Source organism: Arcobacter iocasae, from assembly GCF_042214795.1.
Lineage (GTDB): Bacteria > Campylobacterota > Campylobacteria > Campylobacterales > Arcobacteraceae > Arcobacter > Arcobacter iocasae.
In genome coordinates this window covers 2,814,600-2,831,126 of sequence record NZ_CP090177.1, presented here as the reverse complement: position 1 = coordinate 2,831,126, position 16,527 = coordinate 2,814,600, and the positions used below count along the sequence as shown (strand labels likewise).

General features: G+C 27.0%; 12 protein-coding genes. 4 read left to right on the top strand and 8 right to left on the bottom strand.

Annotated elements, in window-relative coordinates; all coding sequences use genetic code 11:
- Window positions 1-122: 122 nt before the first annotated feature.
- From LXN10_RS14205 to LXN10_RS14175, 7 genes are read right to left on the bottom strand one after another with little or no spacing between them, the layout of a single operon-like run.
- Window positions 123-1,073 (bottom strand): tetratricopeptide repeat protein, encoded by a 951-nt coding sequence (locus tag LXN10_RS14205; RefSeq protein ID WP_375723636.1) that lies wholly within the window; start codon window positions 1,071-1,073, stop codon window positions 123-125.
- Window positions 1,060-1,638, bottom strand: coding sequence for a hypothetical protein (locus LXN10_RS14200; RefSeq protein ID WP_375723635.1), 579 nt, complete (start codon window positions 1,636-1,638; stop codon window positions 1,060-1,062). Before LXN10_RS14200 ends, LXN10_RS14205 begins: the two co-directional genes overlap by 14 nt.
- Before the next feature lie 14 nt (window positions 1,639-1,652).
- Window positions 1,653-3,779 (bottom strand): bifunctional diguanylate cyclase/phosphodiesterase, encoded by a 2,127-nt coding sequence (locus LXN10_RS14195; RefSeq protein ID WP_375723634.1) that lies wholly within the window; start codon window positions 3,777-3,779, stop codon window positions 1,653-1,655.
- A gap of 3 nt (window positions 3,780-3,782) precedes the next feature.
- Window positions 3,783-6,611: a TolC family protein gene (locus LXN10_RS14190; protein WP_375723633.1), complete on the bottom strand. Its 2,829-nt coding sequence runs from the start codon at window positions 6,609-6,611 to the stop codon at window positions 3,783-3,785.
- 2 nt (window positions 6,612-6,613) lie between these two features.
- Window positions 6,614-7,279, bottom strand: a complete 666-nt coding sequence (locus tag LXN10_RS14185; RefSeq protein ID WP_375723632.1) for a hypothetical protein — start codon at window positions 7,277-7,279, stop codon at window positions 6,614-6,616.
- An 11-nt stretch (window positions 7,280-7,290) separates the two neighbouring features.
- A complete protein-coding gene (locus LXN10_RS14180) occupies window positions 7,291-8,457 on the bottom strand; it encodes a hypothetical protein (RefSeq protein WP_375723631.1) in 1,167 nt (388 codons plus the stop codon).
- Between the two features lie 8 nt (window positions 8,458-8,465).
- On the bottom strand, window positions 8,466-9,419 hold the full coding sequence (locus tag LXN10_RS14175) for a cache domain-containing protein (RefSeq protein ID WP_375723630.1): 954 nt from the start codon (window positions 9,417-9,419) through the stop codon (window positions 8,466-8,468).
- 131 nt (window positions 9,420-9,550) lie between these two features.
- On the opposite strand from LXN10_RS14175, the gene LXN10_RS14170 reads away from it, so the two are divergent.
- The 4 genes from LXN10_RS14170 (at window position 9,551) to LXN10_RS14155 (ending at window position 14,883) form a co-directional block, all read left to right on the top strand.
- A complete protein-coding gene (locus LXN10_RS14170) occupies window positions 9,551-11,638 on the top strand; it encodes a type I secretion system permease/ATPase (protein ID WP_375723629.1) in 2,088 nt (695 codons plus the stop codon).
- Entirely contained in the window at window positions 11,635-12,903 is a 1,269-nt protein-coding gene (locus LXN10_RS14165; RefSeq protein WP_375723628.1) for an HlyD family type I secretion periplasmic adaptor subunit, read from the top strand. Before LXN10_RS14170 ends, LXN10_RS14165 begins: the two co-directional genes overlap by 4 nt.
- A gap of 28 nt (window positions 12,904-12,931) precedes the next feature.
- A complete protein-coding gene (locus LXN10_RS14160) occupies window positions 12,932-13,759 on the top strand; it encodes an HDOD domain-containing protein (RefSeq protein WP_375723627.1) in 828 nt (275 codons plus the stop codon).
- A gap of 71 nt (window positions 13,760-13,830) precedes the next feature.
- On the top strand, window positions 13,831-14,883 hold the full coding sequence (locus LXN10_RS14155) for an AI-2E family transporter (protein ID WP_375723626.1): 1,053 nt from the start codon (window positions 13,831-13,833) through the stop codon (window positions 14,881-14,883).
- Window positions 14,884-14,927: 44 nt separating this feature from the next.
- Here the strand turns inward: LXN10_RS14155 and LXN10_RS14150 are convergent, their stop codons facing one another.
- Entirely contained in the window at window positions 14,928-16,409 is a 1,482-nt protein-coding gene (locus LXN10_RS14150; protein ID WP_375723625.1) for a DUF2779 domain-containing protein, read from the bottom strand.
- Window positions 16,410-16,527 lie beyond the last annotated feature (118 nt).

Genomic DNA, 16,527 nt, shown 5'->3' with positions numbered 1-16,527 from the left:
GTTTATACTTTATTATAACAGAGAGAAACTAAAATTTGAATTTTATATAAACTTAAGAATAACTTTCTTTAAATAAAAAAATTATTTTATTTAAAGTACCTATATCGGTGAAGTATGAGAGATTATTCAGGATTATTTTTTAATCTTTCTAAAAAGGATTTTGCAAATACATAATTTTGATTTTTTGATTTTTCCATCCAAAAAAGTCCTGTGCCTTTGTCTTGTTCTACACCATGTCCTTCATAATAAAACAAGCCCACATAATACTGTGCTTTAGCATACCCATTTGCACCTGCTTCAAAATACCAGAAGAAAGCATCTTTATAACTTTGATTAAGTATTTCGCCTTCTCTATAAAAGTCTGCTAATTGTGTTTGAGCAAATTTATTTCCATAATTTGCAGATATTTTTAACCAATAGAGTGTTTTATCATAATTCTTTTTTATTCCCTCTCCATTATAATACATCAAAGCAAGATTAAAAGCAGCAACATCTTTATCAGTTTTAGCAGCTGTTTTATACCAATAAAAGGCTTCTTCTAGATTTTTGTCTACACCTTGACCAAAGTAATACAATCTTGCTAAATTGTTTTGTGCAGGAATAAATCCTTGTTTTGCAGATTTTTTATATAATTTAAATGCTTTTGATAAAAACTCTTGATTTGTATTAAACTCTTCATATAACATTGCCAAATTAAATTGAGCAATAGCATAACCTTCATTAGCAGATTCTTCATATAATTCCAAGGCCATTTTTTTATTTTTACTTGTTCCTAATCCTCTTTCATAATAATAAGCCAAATTATTTAAAGTCTTTGGATCTTTAGATACAGAAGATTTTTCTAGCCAATAAAAACTTTGAAAATAATTTTTTTCAACTCCCCATCCATTCTTATACATTTGAGCTAAATTAAATTGTGCTTTATAGTTATCTTCATTGGCTAATTTGTAGAATAGAGTATAAGCCTTTGAGTATTCTTTATTGTTATATAAATTTATAGCATCATCAAATTCATCACATTGAAGAAGACTAAATAGAAATACAACTATTAAAATAATTTTATTTATTTTCATTTTTATCATCTATTTTATCTTTTATAACACCAAAAGCAAATTCGTTTTTAATCACACAATTACTCATATCTTTTGTAGGCAAAATTACTTTATTATTAGTTATATTTTGAACATAATTAATAAACATTTTATTCAAATCTTTATCCCTTGTAAGTTTTTTACCATTGGCGAGAACTTCATTTTTTTTACCTAAAAAATAATCTATTCTACTCCAAATTTTATCATGGTCATCAATATCATTATATTTTAGATTTTTACCATCTGAATCACTTGTTTTTACTTCTAAAACAGCACTCGTACCACAGTTGTCTTCATCTACTTTTAATATATATTCTTTTTTCTTTAAGATATTATAGAATAATTCTATTTTAGTAACTTCAAGTTTATTTCTATATGAATCAACAATATACTCAATATTTGGAACATCTTTGAAGGCTAATTTACTAGCATTTAAAATTTCGTCTTTTGTATATGCTTTAAAATATCTATTTGTAACTAGTTCTTTGTTTGTACAACCATTAAACAATAGAAATATTAAAATTGCACCTACATAAAAAAACTTCATATTTAAACCTTTCATTAATAACTACTATTCCCATCAATACCCATAGCAAAACAAATTTCTAAATCACTTGCGTCTTTTATATTATCACCTAAGATAAGAGTATTATTTGCTTGCCCAAAGTTAACTATTGATCTTAAAAAGTGTTTCTTATCTCGATCATTTGAAACGCTTGTTGTATAGTCCTTACTAATTCTTAAATAATCTAATTTAAAACTTTTCAACTCATCAAGGGTAAAGTCATTTGAGCTATATCTTTTTAAAATAACTTTTGCTCCAAATCTATGTACCTCACTTACAAAGTTTTTAAATACTTCAATATTAGTTGAAACATTATATGAAGTTAAACTAAACACCAAATACTTTGTAATATCTTTATCTAAAATAAGAAGAGCATGTAACCAATTAATAAACTCTTTATCTCTTAAGGAAAAGAGTGATAAGTTTATAGCAATAACATGACTTATTTCATTTGATTTGATATATTGAACAACCTTTTGAATAACTAATTTATCAAAGTCAATTGCCATATCAATTTTTTCACATATTGATATAAAAGTTCCAATTTGAAATCTCTCATGGTTTTCATCATATATTATAGGAATAACTTCCCTCATGATAGTTTTTTCACCAAATCCATTACTTTTTGTATCTAGCCCAAAAGTGATTTCAAAAGAGTTATTACTAATTATATCTCGAACATTTTGTTCTAAAAGTAAAAACTTATCTAATACTTCTGAAGAGTTAACAATATTGAAAGTTTCTCCACTATCTTTTACTTTATTATAAGATTCTGTCATAGATTGAAGAATAGAGTTTATTGTTCCATATTTATCAAATGGTATAAAACTATAATAAGCTAACTTATCTTTTATCTCATATCTTTCTTTTACTTCGTTAAATTCTTCTTCTAAATCATTACAATAGTCTTTTACTTTATCTTCACTTTCATCTTTTATTATTATTGCAAACTCTGAACCAAAAAATCTATAAAAAGTAGATTTACTAAAGCCGTGTTCTGAAAACTTATTTTGCACTGTATTAGAAAATTCCTCGATTAAGTGATTAGCCAAAGCAGAACCATTATCTTTCGTAAAAGAGCCTAAACAATCAAGTTTAATTAAGCCAATATAGCCACTAGAGCCTAATATAAACATATTTTTTAAGTCCAGTTCAAAGACTTTTTGGTTTGGTAGTCCTGTTAAATCATCTGTAAAAACTTTTCTTTCTAAGATGTCTTTATTTATATTAAGTTCGCTTAAAACTGCTGAATATTTCTTTAATATTTTACTCAATAAGTCTATTGATTCATCAATATTAGCATCTCCACTTTTTTCCATTGGTTTACTTGACATGTTAGTGTCTAAAACTTCTTTTAGATATTCTTTAAACATAATAACATTTTTTAAAGTTACACTTTTAGAAAAGTAGTAATAAATCAAGTAAATAATTACAAGTATTAACAAAAAAGCAATAACAGAATATAAAAGATAATCATCATATAGTTTTGATAATTTATTTTCTAATGTGCTATCATCTATCATGTAGTCTAATCTAGCTAATCTTTTATCAAAAAAATAGATATTTGAACTAGAAATAAGATTTTTATCAATACTTTTTAAATCAAATCCTTCCCTAGCTTTTTCATAAAAAAAGTTCAATTTAGAAATAGCATTTAAAGTTTTATCATCTTTATAAAGGAAAAACTTAAGTGATAATGGTTGTTTAGGATTAAAATTTACACTATTATTTAATTTATAATAATTATTAGGCTCAATATTTACATAACCTATTCTAGCATCTATACTTATATCATTTACATTCCAATTAGAATATTGAGGATATATTGAATTTTTTATTAATCCCTCTTTTGTAAATAAATAGTTTTCAAAATAGATTCTTATATACTTAATATTTGTGGTATTTAGTGTTATATCAAGGATATTATTGATTACTTCTTCTTGATTTAATAAAAGGTTTTTTTGTAAAGTACTTATTAGAAATTCTCTATTTTTTTGATTGTTTTTTTGAAAGTTTATTTCTATTAATGATTTTTCAGAAGAATACATTACTGATATAATAAATAAAGATATAGAGATAATTATAAAAGATACAAATATAAAAATTTTATTTCGTATTGTCATCTACTACTCTTTTCCAATTTTTACAATTTTGGCACTAGATTGGATAAAGGGATGGTATTTATTTAAAGCTTTTAAAGCACTCTCTTTACTCTCAAAAGTGCCTAGATTTATTTCTACTTCTCCATTTTCTAAATCTTTTATATTATAATCTTTTACCTCATACCTATTTAAAAACCAATTTACTTTATCTTTTTTGATATTTACAGCAGTAAGTGTATATTTTTCTGAAGATGGTTTTTCTTTATCAATTTTAGGCTTTAAGTTATCAATAACTTCTTTTTCTTTTTTCTGTTCATTTTCTGAAGTTTTATCTTCAACTTTTTTATCTACTTCTTCTTTTGATGGTATTTTGTCCTCTAGTTTTTTTTCTTTATTATTTAAAACTTTATCTTGAACTCTTTTTTGAATAACTTCTTTAGTTTTTGCATCTCTTAATTGGGTTTTTGTCTCTTCTGAAAGTTTAACAAACTCTCCTTTTTTTGTAGAAAAGCTTGGAGTTCCTAATGTCAAATCAGAATATTTTTTAAATAGTTCTTGTTTGTTTTTAATACCTTCAATAATAGGAAAATATTTATCTTTTAAATCATTAGATAATGAAGCCAAGGCAAGTTCTGCTTTTTCATAACTATCATATACCCCATAAACAATTTTTATCCATTCTTTTTTTGGACCATATCTAAAAATAAATGAATTATCATAAAGATTCTCACGCTCAACTAGTCTTACTACACTATCAAGATTTGATAAAGTGGCAAGATTAATTGTATAATAATCTTCATTTGCTAATAAAAATTTATCTTTGAACTCTTTATTTGTAAAATACTCTGAAGGTGCTTTTGGTACCATTTTAATTGTTCTTGTTTCAACTAGTTCTTTTGGTTTTAGTTCATCATATCCATCAATATATGTTTTATATAAATCTTTTACCTTTCCTATTGAAACAACTTTATACTTTTTATTTTCAACTTTTTTCAATGAATCCAATGCTGTATTAGCATCTTTTTTTGTTTCAAAAATACCATATGCTAAAACATTTTTAAATTTATAATTTTCTAATTCATCTACCATAAAAGATTGTTTATAGAACTTATTACTTTTTATATAATTAAAAGTATCATAAATAGATTTGAACTTTCCAATATAAATTGTAAAATAATCATCATCAGTATCTAAAAATTTATCTTTGAATTTTAGAATATCTTCTAAAGTATCAACTTTTTGAATTGCAACTTGTTTTTCTTTTTTCTCTTTTCTTTTTGCAAATTCCATTAAATCTACTTGTTCAGCACTTAGTGCTAAGTTTTTCTTTTTATAATTACTTTTTGTAAAATCTATAAAATTATCTTTTGTAGGGTCTAATTGAAAATGAGCTACAAGAGCACCTGACTCAAATAATAGTTTATAATAATCATTTAACCTATTTTGATAAGATTCTATCAAAGAGACTTGTGCAGTATTTAATTGTCTTTGTGCAGTTAAAAGTGTTAGTAAATCTTGTTCTCCATTTTTAAAAGCTTCCCAATAAGATTCTACTGTAACAGCTGAAGATTCTACTTCATCAATTGTACTTTGAATAGAATCATCTTGTGAATGTAAAGATTGATGCAAGTTTGAAATTATCCATTTTAGTTTTCTTTTTTCTTCTTCAATTTTATATCTAACTTCTCTAATAGTACTATATACCGATAAAACCTTGTTATAATCTTTGTCGCCATTGTATAAGTTGTACTTAACTTTAATCATTGCAGAAGTTCTATTTTGAATATAAAAGTCCTCAGGTAAAGTGTCTTTATTGAAGATTCTTGTACGAGATAATTCAAAATCAACTTTAGGTTTAAATGAAGCCTGTGCACTTTTTAATTTATTACGCTCAGATTCAATAGTCAATCGATAACTAACAATATTCAAATTATTTTCAAAGCTCTCTTCAATCAACTTTTCTAATTCACCAACTTTTATTTTAAAGTTGTACTCATAAGGTAAAGTATCTTTGAATTTTTCTCCTGCAATATATTCATAATATTTCAATGCTTCCACAAACTTAGAGTTTGTTTTACTAAGTTTTGTTTCTGCATTTGAAACACTAGCCTTAATAGAATTCAAATCTCCAATAGTAGCAGCACCCAAGTTATATTTTGTTGTAACTATTTCCAATATTCTTTTAAGTGATTTCATATTAGATTCTGTAACTAATAGTGATTGGTGAGAGAATACAACTCCCATATATGCTTTAATAGCATTTTGAATTTCTGTTGCTATTGATAGTTCATATCGATTTTTTGCAACTTCTAAACTCTTTTTTAGACCTTTTATTTTATATTCAGTAGCACCACCTGCATATAAATTTTGCTTCAATTGAAGTTTTATTGTTTCATCATTATATTTATTTGCATCACTATTAGGACCATCATCGCTTGGATCTAATTTAGTACGAGCATTACTATATTCTAAATCAACAGTTGGTTTATATCCTGAGTACGCAGTATCCAAATCAATTTGTGCTTGTCTTACTTTTTCTCTAGCAACTTTTACTTTATAGTTATTTGAAATAGTCTCCAATACTACATCTATCAATGTTACCTTTTCGTATTTTTTTACATCAGTTGTAGTTTCTTCACCAAAAATTTTTTTCAAACTTTTTTCAATAGGTTTAGAAACAATTGCAGTCTTTCCTACATCTTTTCCTGAAATTCTCTCCATACCCTTAGTCTTTTCAAGAAACTTTTTTGCAGTTACTTCTACTTTTACAGACTCATTATTATTTGAGCTATTAGCAAACAATAAATTAAATGTAATAAATATAAATAAAATAGATAATTCAATTTTTCTCAACACTACTTCTTCTCTACTCTAAGAATAATATAACCAAATTCATTCTTATTATTAATATTTAAGCTCTTTGGATTTAATAAATTAACTTGTACATCTTTTCTTTTATAGTTAAGTTTTCTAACAAGATTTCTTGCATTTATAGTACGAGCTAATGATATTTGTTTCATCACTGTAGCACTAATTTGATTTGTGGGGTCAACAGCACTTACATGAACAATGTTATTAGGATATTTCTTTTTCATTTTTGCAATAAAATCTTTAATTTGAACAATAATTGGATCATCTAACTTTACAGTTTCACTTCCAAAATTAATCACAAGATAATCATCAGATGAAATTATTTTTTGTTTTGTGTTTTCATCTTGATAAATTCTGCTTAAATCTTTACCAGCACTTTGAATATCACCAATATCTTCTGTTTTTTCTATAGGATCATCTATCTTTACATCAATTTTTTCTTTTTTAGAAACTTGAGGAGTATTATTTTGAAGGATTAATTCATTTGTAGCAATTGTTCCAGTGTAAGAAACTTTGAATTTAAATTGTGCATAATAAGCAATATTAACAATAGTAATCAGTAAAAAAAGTAATAAAACTAATATTACAGATGAAAAAATATCAACAAATGGTGGCCAAGGATTAAATTCTTCAACGCGTTTTTTACCCATTATTCACCCAATTACTTGTTTTCAATTTTAGATAATCTTGCATCAAATTTATTCATAAAATCCATCATCATTTCATTATTTTGGTTTTGTACTTCTAATAATTGTCTTATATTTTTATTCTGACTTGTTGCAATATTTGCTAAGCTTTGTAATGACTCATCTAAAGTATTAGAATTACTATATTGATTTATATTTAATTCTTTAATTGAATTATTAATACCTTCTAATAAAGTAAGTTGATTCCCAGTTATTTTTGAACTTGATTCTAAATTATCAGATAAAATTTTAAATAAAACTTCATTTGCTTCACTACTTTTTTTAAGATCATCTTTCAACTCACTCATTGACTCAGAAAAGATATCTAAAAACTTACGAATAACAAGTTCCCCAGAGATACCACTACCTTGATTAGAAGAGCTTACACCATTAGTAACAGTTGTACGAATTCCTGAGGCCTCATTGAACTGTTGAATTACTTCATCAGATTGGGTATCAATGATTTTACCCTTCATCCAATCTTCAATACCCTCTATAAAGGTTTCTTGATTCCTACTTAGAATATATGTTTTTAAACTTAAAATAATAGCAGTAGCAACACCAAATAATGATGAACCAAATCCAATTGCCATACCACTTAAAGGTCCTGAGAAACTACCAATAACCTCAGTTAAATTAATATCTCCACCTAGAGATAATACAATAGCACCCATTTCATCAATTGATTTTAAAAGTCCTGTAAATGTCCCAAAAAGACCTATCATTAATGCAGTTGCAGTAAAGAAGTTTATATATATTTTTTGATTCTCAAACTTCTCTTCCAACCAAGTTGTTACATCTTTTGCTTCACTTTGAGTAAAATACAAAGTACCAGATTTTGCTCTTTTATAAAACATATGAGCAATATTAGCAGGCATAATTTTGTCAATGCCCTTTAGATAATAAATTAATTCATCACCTTTTTTATATGCCAATATTCCAAATGTACCAGCAAGCATTGTTAGTCTAAATGCAGCATGATAGACAATAACCATACCAATTCCCAAAATTGTAAGTACGGCAATATTAAAAGTCAAAGTCGCCATAAAAAAGCTTATGAAACTATCAAAGTTTGCAAAGACTAAGAAAAATATAAAAAGCCAAAATATAAAATATATTTTTAATATTTTAAGTCTTCTCATTACTCACCTTAAAATAAAAATAAAATAATAGATATAATAAGCCCTAAAGCAACTGTAGTTACGGTATTTGTCATGTTTTCAGCAATATGAACAAATCCACCACTACTTTCTGTAGTTTCACCTACTATCATATATCCAATTTCTGCACCATTTATATCTGTAATTTTCTTTAATGATCTAAAATAACCATCATCTACAATATATTTTGATTGTAAAAATTTATGAAATTTTTCTTCTTCAATATTTTTAATCGTTGTTGAAAAAAGAGTATCATATCTTACTTTCTCAAATATGAATTGTTCGTTTATTTCTTCATATTTATTATTTTTATATTCTAAAGATATAAAAGGCAACATCTTTTTATCTAAAATAAAAACATAGTCACTACCTTGTCTTAAGAAATCACTTTGAAAAGAGTGTATAGAATCTCTAAACTCCACAACACCAAAGACTTCCCCATCTCTTATTAAAGGAGAGAGATATTCATAAAAGACACCTTCAGGTAAAACTTCTGCCCCAAAAAGAGGCTTTTTAGTATTTATTACAGTATTAATTGTATTTCTTAACACCTTATCTTTATTTTCAACATTATAAATTTTTATTTTTAAATCTGGATATCCCATTTTTAAAAATTCTTCATTTAGGTAATTTGAAATTGCTTCATACATGATTTTATTATTTTTTTCAATTCCACCTAATAGTGTTCCATTTTGCTCGATAGAAACGAATAGCTTTTCAAACTCTTTCTTTTTATTTTCTATTCTTATATTTAAAATGTTTTCATAATTTTTAGTCATACTTGCATAGACTTCTTTTGAAACTCTATCTGTCATTGTAGTTATTACATACATACAAAAAAAGATTCCCATAACAGATAAAACAGTTAAGGTAGTAAACCACATACCTTTATTCTTTTTTAACTTTGCAATTAACTCTTGAAGTCGCTTGATAAATGTAAACATTCTTAATTATTCCTAAATTTTAATAAGTGACAATGATACATTATAAAAACATAAGTATAACTTAAATTATTACTTTCTTATAAGGATGTTTTGGTTAGAATTTCCTCGATTTTACAATACTAAGGTTTATTTTGAATGCTATAAAAAATCTTCTACCTACTTTTAAATATATGCTAGATTTTTATTATGGTGAAGTTAGTGTAAATACCATATTAAGTTTAGATGCCATAAAAGATGATGATTTTGATATTGACTCAATTTTTACAGTTTGTGAACAAATTGGATTAGTTTGTATCCAAAAAGATTTAAATGCTCAAGATATTCCTTCACATTTTCTCCCATGCATAATATTAGATGAAAATAATAACTCTGTAATTTATAGAAAAAATGTTGCAAATAAAAAAATAGAAATATATGATTCTTTGAGAGAAAAAGTAACTGAAATCACCTATAAAGAGTTGAAAAAATACAATACAGCAATCTTGATTTTTAGAGAAGATACAAAAAAAGAGTTATTAGATAAGGCTATAGATAACAATTGGTTTTGGAATCCTATTAAATCTTTTTGGAAATCTTATGTTGAAGTTGGTGTTTTAACTTTTTTTATCAATATCTTTGCTTTGTTTACACCTCTTTTTACTATGATTGTATATGATAGAGTTGTTCCAAATGCTGCTTATGATACACTTTTTGTACTAAGTCTTGGTCTAATTATTGTATTGATTTTTGACCTTGTATTTAAAAGTGCAAGAAGTCATATTATTGATAAAACTGGTAAAAAACTCTCTATTTATTTTGAAGAAGCACTTATGAAAAGAGTTTTAGCTTTACAAGCACAATATGATGTAATGATGACAGGAGCTAAAGTTAATTTATTTAAAGAACTTTCAACTGTTCGTGATTTTTTCGCGACTAGAACGATTATGCAACTGATTGATTTCCCATTTTTCTTTTTTGCTTTGATTACAATCTTCTTAATTTCATCAACTGTTGCGATGGTTCCACTTTTTATTTCAATAACTATTATAGTTATAAATTTATCTTTACAAATACCTATTTCTAATTTGAGTAAAAAACATCTGGATAATGTGCAATCTAAACATAACTTTTTAATTGAATCTATTCAAGGAACAGATACGGTTAAACTATCAAATGCACTATCATCTAAAATTTTCAAATGGAGAAGTATCATCTCACATACGGAAGATGTTCAAGTGAAAATACAAAAAGTAAATACTTTTGCTATTAATATTTCACAATCACTTATTCAACTAACAACAATTCTTGTAATAGCTGTAGGAGTATTTGAAATATCAAACAAAAACTTAAGTGTGGGTGGATTAATTGCTGTAACAATATTGGCAAGTAGAGCAATGGTACCAGTTATAAATATCTCATCTATGGTCATAAAGTTTAAAGAGATAAAAGACTCACTTACAAATCTTAGAGATTTTTGGAGTTTGCCATTAGAAAATGAAAAGAATATTGAGATAGGACTTGGGAAACTACATGGAGATATCGAACTAAAAAATGTCTCTTTTTACTTTAAAAATGCAAAGTATCCATCATTGGATAATATTAATATAAAAATCAATAGAGGTGAAAAAATAGGGATTATTGGGCAAACAGGTGCTGGTAAATCTACTTTATTAAAACTGCTTACAGGTTTACTTCATCCAACACAAGGTAGTATTTTTATTGATAATCATAATATCACAACAATACATCCTGTTGAAATAAGGGATAATATAGGGGTAATGGCACAAGAACCATTTTTATTCAATGGAACTCTAAAAGAAAATATTGAGCTATCAAAACCTATCAGTAAAGAAAAGATGATGGAATTAATTAAATTGACAGGATTAGAAGATTTAGTTAAAAAAAGCGGACAAGGTGATGGAATACCAGTTGGTGAGAGAGGTTCTAATCTAAGTACAGGACAAAGACACTTAGTAGGTCTTGCAAGAGCAATAGCAAATGACCCATCAATTTTGATTTTAGATGAACCAACAACAGGATTAGATGTTGGATTAGAAAAGAAATTAATGATTAATTTGAAAAATATTGTAGAAGACAAAACTTTGATTCTAATTACACACAGATTTGCAGCTTTAGAGTTAGTTGATAAGATTATAGTTATAAATGATGGAAAAATTGTTGCAAATGGACCAAGAGATGCTGTTCTACAAGCCCTAAGAAATCCAGAGGTAAAAAGATGAAGCTATATTACCAAGATGAAGATTGGAACTACCGAATAGTTGTTTATCCTATGATTTTATTTGTAGTGATTTTTTTTATTTGGGCAACATTTACAGATATTGATGAAGTAGTAAAAGGTGAAGGGAAAGTAATCCCATCAGGACAAACAAAAATACTACAACACTTTGAAGGTGGTATCATCTCAGAAATTTTGGTTCAAGAAGGTGATAGAGTAAAAAGAGGTGATATCTTATATAGAATCAAAAATAAATATTTTATGGCAGATAAAAAATCACAAAATTTAGAAATAATGGCACTTAAAATAAAAGCAAAAAGATTAGAAGCACTAATAGAAGACAAAGAGTTATCTTTTCCTTCTGAATTAACTTTTGATATGGACAACATAATAAAAAATGAAGTTGATATTTATAATGAAGAAATGGCCAATAAAAAAAGATTAATTGGTATTGCTCAAAACCAATTAGAACAAAAAAAACTAAAACTAGAAGAGTTGAAAACCAAATTTAATAATATCCAAATGGAATTTGAACTTGCAAAAGAGAATATGGAAATTCAAGATGCCTTACTTAAAAAGAACATTATTTCAAGAAAGAATTATTTAGTAGAATTATCGAAAAAACAAACACTTGTAACAGAAATACAAGAATTAAAAAGTAAAATTCCAATTGCCCAAGAAGAGATAAATGAGTCTGAAAAAAAATATAAAAATGTAAATTCTGAGATATTATCAAAAAATCTAAAACAATTATCAGAAGTAAATCTTCAGATTAAACAAATAGAAGAAAAATATAAAGCAAGTGAAGATAGAGAACTAAGAAAATTTGTAATAAGTCCTGTTAATGGGATAGTTAATAAACTTTATTTTAATACAGTAGGTGGAATAATTAAACCAGGAGACAATATAGCAGAAATAACACCTATAGAAGATTCTTTAATTATTGAAGCAAAAATAAGAGCATCAGATAGAGCACAAATATGGCCTAATCAAAAAGTTTCTATAGAAATAACTGCTTATGATTTTTCAAGATATGGATTATTAGAAGGTGAGATTATATCTATATCTCCTGATAGCACAGAAGATAAACTTGGTAATTTAAACTACTTTATAAAAGTAAAAGCTAATAAACTTGGATTTGATAAAAAAACACCAATTCTACCTGGTATGGCTGCTAATATTAATATTTTGACGGGTAAGAAAAGTATTTTAAGATACTTAATAAAACCATTAAAAGATATAGCTAAAAACTCTTTAACAGAGCATTGATAAATAACTATTATATTTAAGGATTTATATGACATACATTGAACTTCTAAAAAAGATTGATACCTTGGCTCCTTTACCTAAAACCTTACTTGATATTGAAGATTTTAAAAGTACTAGTAATTATGATATTGAAGCATTAAGTAAAATTATTGAACAAGATCCTCTTATGGTTTCAAGTATATTAAAAACAGCAAATTCTGCAATGTTTGGATTTGTGAGCAAAGTTGATACTTTAAATAGAGCAGTTAATTTATTGGGTGTTAATTTTACAATTTCTATTGCTTTAGGAAGTGGTATAAAAAGAGCTTTAGATAGTGATTTAAATGCATACAATGCTTCAAGTGATGATTTTTTGAGAATAGCAAATATGCAATCAAACCTTGTAAATCTTTGGATTGGAAGACTTGACAATGAACTAAGAAATGAATTAGTCCTCTCTGCTTTTTTGCAAGAGAGTGGAAAATTTATCATAAATAATGCCATTGTAGAAGAGAATAAAACCCAAGAGTTCTCACAAAAGATTTTGAATAATTTTGATAAATTAGATATCATTGAAAAAGAGTATGTTGGTATGACAACAGCAGAAGTTACTTCTGCTATATTTAAACACTGGAATTTGACTAAAAATATTATCAATTATATAAAATTTAGTGACAATCCCAATAAAGCTCTACCAGAACATAAAAAACATGCTCAAATTTTACATGTTGTAAAAAAACTATGTAATATAGTAAAACCTTTTGATTCTAAAATTATTGAAGAGGCAGTTACAAAAGCAGAAGAATTTGGTTTTGATAGTAAAATATTAAGATCTGCTATTTCAAAAATGGAAGATAGAATTTTGGATGAAAAATAGTAACTTTATTTTCTAGAATTTAATTAGAATATTGTTATATTATAATAGTTATATGATACCAAAGGAACTTAATGATGCAAGGAAATATACCCGATAGGTTTCAAAAAGCTTTTATACTACTGTTGTTGTTCATAGTTTTAATGGGCTTCATTGGAATGATAAAAGAGTTTTTAATAGCTCTTGTACTTGCAGCAATCTTTACAGGACTACTTTATCCTCTTTATCGTAAGATTCTTTTTTATTTCAAAAACAAATCTGCATTGGCAGCTATTACTGTGCTAATTATATCTATTTTGGCTATAGGTTTTCCCTTGGCAGGGCTTACAGGTATGGTAACAAAAGAAGCAATTCAATTTAGTCAAAAAACAAGTCCCATAGTAAAAGAAATCTTAGACAATAATCTCTCTATAAGTCAACAACTGCCTGATTGGTTACCTTTACAAGAAAAGTTTAATTCTCTAAATGAGACTATTTTAAAGAAAGCATCTGATGCAACTAGTGCAATGGGTAGCTGGTTAGTTTCAAGTTTATCAAGTGCTACTAAAGGAACAGTTGGTTTTATTATGAGTTTATTCATTATGCTTTATGCAATGTTTTACTTTCTAATACATGGACGAGAATTATTAGACTCACTTGCCTCTTTACTCCCTCTTTCTAAAAAAGATTATGACAAACTTATGAACCGTGGAGTAATGGTCACTAGAGCATCACTTAAAGGCATAGTAGTTATTGGAGTCATTCAAGCTCTTTTAGTAGGAATAGCATTTTGGGTTACAGGAATTGATGGACCTGTATTTTGGGGAACTATCGTTTTTCTTCTCTCTTCTGTTCCAGGATTAGGGGCTCCCTTAGTGTGGTTACCAGCAGCTATATATCTTATAGTTACAGGTAGTATGGGATGGGGAATAGGTCTTATTATATGGGGGACATTAGTAGTAGGTTTGGTTGATAATCTTTTACGACCATGGATTGTTGGAAATGACGCAAAACTTCCCGATATTGTAATACTAATATCTATCCTTGGAGGAATCACATCCTTTGGGCCTATAGGTATTATTTTAGGTCCAGTCATAGCTGCTCTTTTGGATACTATTTTAAATATTTATAAAAAGATTTTTAAATAAATACTTTTTATGATATTAAAGCTTTTTAATTAAAAACTTTAATATCATAAAAATATATTTTTCAATCTCTCCAACACTTTCACCATAGCCAAAGTATCAAGTTTACAGTACTGTAAAAGTGAACTTCTAAGTTTCATCTTTTCACCCTCTTCTAGCTTACTCATACTGGCAAAGGCATTCATAGCTTGGCTTCCATTTTGTACACCAACAAGGTCTTTATAAGCTTTTTCAAACTCTGGTACAAGTGCTGGTAGGACATACTTTATAGAGTAGCTTCCGTTCATACTTGGAGTTACGAACCATTTCTTTTGAAAAGGTGTCATTAGGTCTTGTATGTTTTCATTTATAGCTAATAATTGCTCTTCAAGGTCAGCAAATGAGTTTGATAGTCTTTTTATCACACCCTTTTCAAAGCTCATGTTATAAGCTAGTACTGTACCTTCATTTGGTATATCATCACATAACCTTTGAGCTAGTTCATATCTACTATCTACTCCATCTTGTGCCAAATACTCTGTATGCTCTAGCGTTCCATCTTCATGCTCTATATGAAGTGAATATTGGAAAGGGATTTGTTCAAAGGGTTTTAGTCCTTTGTATTGTGGTATGGCTTGTTGGTAAGTTTCAAAGTCTAAGTGGTAGATTGGATAAGTTAGACTTTCTAAAAAGTCTTTGATATTTTCTTTGTCTATGTAGCTTACTTTTAATTTATAGTTTTCTACTGCTTGTTTTTGATTTGCAGTCATATCAAAATCTTGTGGAATATCACCTATATCTATGATACCTTGATTGTAAAGTTCGATTTGTTTTTTACTTCCAAGATTGAAGATATTAAATATAGAATAATCTGGAATTTCTCTTTGTACTTTCCAACAATAGTTTTTAGCATCACATTCATAAGGTTTATTACAATGTTTTCCTATATCAATATTTGGTTCATTTTCTTTATCACTTAGATATGTTTCAAACTCTTTTAAGATATTTGGAATATTTGTTTGCATTGTTTCAACTTCACTTGTGACATCTACTATTTTAAAAAGCTCATTTATATCTAGCTCATCACCTCTTACATATTCATTATTTATATGTACCACATGAGCACTTTTTATTTTATAACCCAAACTCTTAAGAACATAATACTGAATAGATACATCATGAAGATATATATCTTTTACCTCAGTTGAGCTTTTAACTTCATAGATAGATACTTCACTCTCACTTATAGTCAAAATATCCACCATGACTAAAATACCCTCATAATTAAAAGTAGCTTCATAGATATTAGACAATCCCTCATCAAGCCACTTTTTAGTTGTAGCAATCATCTCATCATATTCCCTTGTAAAAGGTACTTCTTTACCATCAGGGAAAAGTTGACAAGCAAAGTCCCCTACTATATTTCCTGTATCAAATATAGCCTGCGCTTGCTCGTCAGGTGGGGTTAATACACTTGGCTTGTATTTTTTAAGCCAAAGTGCTTTGGGACATTGGATGCCTTTTGTGTAGAGGGATTTGGATAGGTTCATTTACTTACCTTCATCATTTGAATTTATGAGTTTATTTTTTGTATTATACTAGTAATTTCTGTTACAAAACTTTTGGTTTTAAAAGTATTATATGCATAATATCATCTATTTTTAGTAA